The organism is Streptomyces alkaliphilus, assembly GCF_014141535.1.
GTDB lineage: Bacteria > Actinomycetota > Actinomycetes > Streptomycetales > Streptomycetaceae > Streptomyces > Streptomyces alkaliphilus.
On record NZ_VKHT01000746.1, the window covers coordinates 1 to 2,611 of the forward strand.

Below are 2,611 nucleotides of genomic sequence, written 5' to 3' on the forward strand. Positions count from 1 at the left end.
CCTCCCGCCCGGTCCGTCCCGAATGGTGCCCGGAGCAAACATCGAAGCAAACATCAAAGCAAAAGGGTCGGAGACCGTGTCTCCGACCCTTCACAGCGTGACGGTGGGCGATACTGGGATCGAACCAGTGACCTCTTCGGTGTGAACGAAGCGCTCTCCCGCTGAGCTAATCGCCCGCTGCGGGCCCTACGTTACCGCACCTCGGAGGTGCTCTCGCACCACTCCTCGGGTTCCCGCCCCCTCCGGGGCATCCCGGGCCCGCCCGCCGGTCGGCTCCGTCCACAGCCATCGGGAGTAACCCGACAAATACGACTCCGCCATTCGAATGCATTCAAACCTCGCAAACCTCCCAGACTGGTTTACAACCACCGATTACGTGGCATCCCGATCTCGCCGACGTGCGAACCCCCGAGCGCACACTGAGCGAAAGGCCCTGGCGCTTATGAACACCACGGTCAGCTGCGAGCTGCACCTGCGCCTCGTCGTATCGAGCGAGTCCTCCCTGCCCGTCCCGGCCGGGCTGCGGTACGACACGGCGGACCCCTACGCCGTCCACGCCACCTTCCACACCGGAGCCGAGGAAACCGTCGAATGGGTTTTCGCCCGGGACCTGCTGGCCGAAGGTCTGCACCGTCCCACCGGCACCGGCGACGTCCGGGTGTGGCCCTCCCGCAGTCACGGGCAGGGAGTGGTGTGCATCGCCCTGAGCTCTCCGGAGGGCGAGGCCCTTCTCGAGGCCCCCGCCCGCGCCCTGGAGTCGTTCCTCCGGCGCACCGATTCCGCGGTGCCACCCGGCACGGAACACCGCCACTTCGACCTCGACACCGAGCTGTCCCACATCCTCGCCGAGAGTTGAACGCGCCCGCGCGACGCGCCGTCCGACTCGGGGCGACGGCGCACCGCGCGGTTCCAAGGCACCGGGCGCCCCGCCCTTCGGACACCGTCCCCGCGATCACGGGAACGGTGTCCGGAGGCGGGGCGGAGGCCGGTCGACGGCCACGGCCGGGGACCCGGAAAAGGAGGAGGGGTTAGAGTTCCCCGGATCGGCCAGACCGCGATCCGAATCGGGAGCGACCCCATTGCTCATCAACCACGACACGCGGTGCGCCCTCGGCCACACGGTCGACCTCCTCAACACGGCACCCGGCGAGCACTCCCCCGAGGGGTTGGGGGATGTCCGGGCGCTGCGCCGCTTCGTGGAGACACACGAGGTCAGCGGGGTGGACCCGGTGGGGCTCTCGGAGCGGGACCTCGCCGCCGTCCACCTCGTCCGGGACCGTTTCGCCCGGGTCTTCGCCGCCGGTGACGACCGGGAGGCCGCCGAGCTCATCAACACGATGGTGGCCGAGGCGGGCACCACGCCGCAGCTGACCGATCACGACGGTCACGACTGGCACGTGCACTACTTCGCCCCCGGCGCCTCCCTCGCCGACCATCTGGCGGCCGACTGCGGCATGGCGCTGGGTTTCCTGGTCGTGGCCGGCGAACGGGAACGGTTGCGGCGGTGCGAGGCGCCCGACTGCGGACGCGCGTTCGTCGACCTCTCGCGCAACCGGTCCCGCCGTTACTGCGACAGCCGGACCTGCGGCAACCGTCTGCACGTCGCCGCCTACCGGGCCCGGCGGCGGGAGGCCGGGGCGGCCGGCTGAAGGGCCCGCCGGCCCGGCCGGACCGGCCCCTCAGCCGGGTCCGGTGAGCGGGTCGGGGGTCACAGGAAGAACAAGTCGTGCACCGAGGCGATCAACAGCAACCCGGCGATGAAGGCGAGGAAGCCCATCAGCGGGGGCTGGGACAGGGCGAACAGGCACCCTCCCGCCTCGGGAGCCGGCCGGGACGCGCCGTCGGGGACCGCGTGCTCCTCCACCGGTCGGGGCTCGGGGGCCACCGGCGCGCGGGCCGGGCCCGGGAGGGTGTTCCGGAGGTCCTCCCGGGAACGGCTGCCGCCGCGGAACCCGCCGGGGCCGATCGGTACCACTGTGTCGGGAGCCTGCTCCCGGATGTTGTGCGCCATCTCGCGGGGATGATGACGCAGGCCGGGGGGTTCCCGCAGCCCGGTGTCCCGGGTGATCGCTTATGTCTCAGATTCCGTGCTTCTTCAAGATCGCTTCTATATCGGAAAAGTCCTCCGCGCCTTCGTTCCTGCTCGGGCCCTTTCGACCGGCCGCCGGGGCCGCCGGTCCCCCCGCGTTCCCCGGCAGGGCCGGGCGTTCGTCCCGGCGGGCGGGGGTCGAGGCGGCGGGAGCCGTCGCGGCGTCCCCCGGCACGGCCCCCGGCACCGCGTCCCGGGTCCACCGGGAGACCAGGACCAACAGCACCGACAGGCCGATGAGCCCGAAGCCGGCCCAGGCGATCGGGTTCACCGTCATGTTCACCACGAAGCGGATCACCCCCGTCATGGCCAACCCCATCGGCAGCAACGCCACGGCCAGGGTTCGCAGGGCCGCGCCGCGACGCCGCCGACGGAACAGGCGCAGCGACCACCAGCAGCCCGCCGCGGTCAGCACGCCGCATATCGCGTAGATCATCATTCCCAGGGTCATGTTCTCCATCCTGCCCGTCGGGGATCGTCGGGGCCATGACGGGGTGGGGCACCTGGCTCTTATACGCATCT

4 protein-coding genes and 1 tRNA gene are annotated in these 2,611 nt (G+C 71.1%); 2 read left to right on the forward strand and 3 right to left on the reverse strand.

From position 1 onward, the window contains the following. Positions 1–104: 104 nt before the first annotated feature. A tRNA-Val gene (locus FNQ90_RS19280) sits at positions 105–176 on the reverse strand. Positions 177–442: 266 nt separating this feature from the next. Between FNQ90_RS19280 and FNQ90_RS19285 the strand changes: the two genes are divergently transcribed. Both FNQ90_RS19285 and FNQ90_RS19290 read left to right on the forward strand, forming a co-directional pair. Continuing rightward, complete coding sequence (locus FNQ90_RS19285; protein ID WP_143617632.1) at positions 443–856, forward strand: SsgA family sporulation/cell division regulator; 414 nt, start codon at positions 443–445, stop codon at positions 854–856. Positions 857–1,079: 223 nt separating this feature from the next. Further along, the gene (locus FNQ90_RS19290; RefSeq protein ID WP_143617630.1) at positions 1,080–1,649 is read left to right on the forward strand and encodes a CGNR zinc finger domain-containing protein; all 570 of its coding nucleotides are present in this window, start codon (positions 1,080–1,082) and stop codon (positions 1,647–1,649) included. 59 nt (positions 1,650–1,708) lie between these two features. Here FNQ90_RS19290 and FNQ90_RS19295 read toward each other — a convergent pair whose 3' ends face one another. Together FNQ90_RS19295 and FNQ90_RS19300 are read right to left on the reverse strand one after the other, a co-directional pair. Further along, positions 1,709–2,011: a hypothetical protein gene (locus FNQ90_RS19295; RefSeq protein ID WP_143617628.1), complete on the reverse strand. Its 303-nt coding sequence runs from the start codon at positions 2,009–2,011 to the stop codon at positions 1,709–1,711. 67 nt (positions 2,012–2,078) lie between these two features. Beyond that, a complete protein-coding gene (locus FNQ90_RS19300; RefSeq protein ID WP_228471399.1) occupies positions 2,079–2,540 on the reverse strand; it encodes a hypothetical protein in 462 nt (153 codons plus the stop codon). Positions 2,541–2,611 lie beyond the last annotated feature (71 nt).

What these genes read in the sequence shown, in the direction of transcription:
- FNQ90_RS19285 (WP_143617632.1), top strand. Translation starts at nt 443, where the DNA reads ATGAACACCACGGTCAGCTGCGAGCTGCACCTGCGCCTCGTCGTATCG.
- FNQ90_RS19295 (WP_143617628.1), bottom strand. Translation starts at nt 2,011, where the DNA reads ATGGCGCACAACATCCGGGAGCAGGCTCCCGACACAGTGGTACCGATC.
- FNQ90_RS19300 (WP_228471399.1), bottom strand. Translation starts at nt 2,540, where the DNA reads ATGACCCTGGGAATGATGATCTACGCGATATGCGGCGTGCTGACCGCG.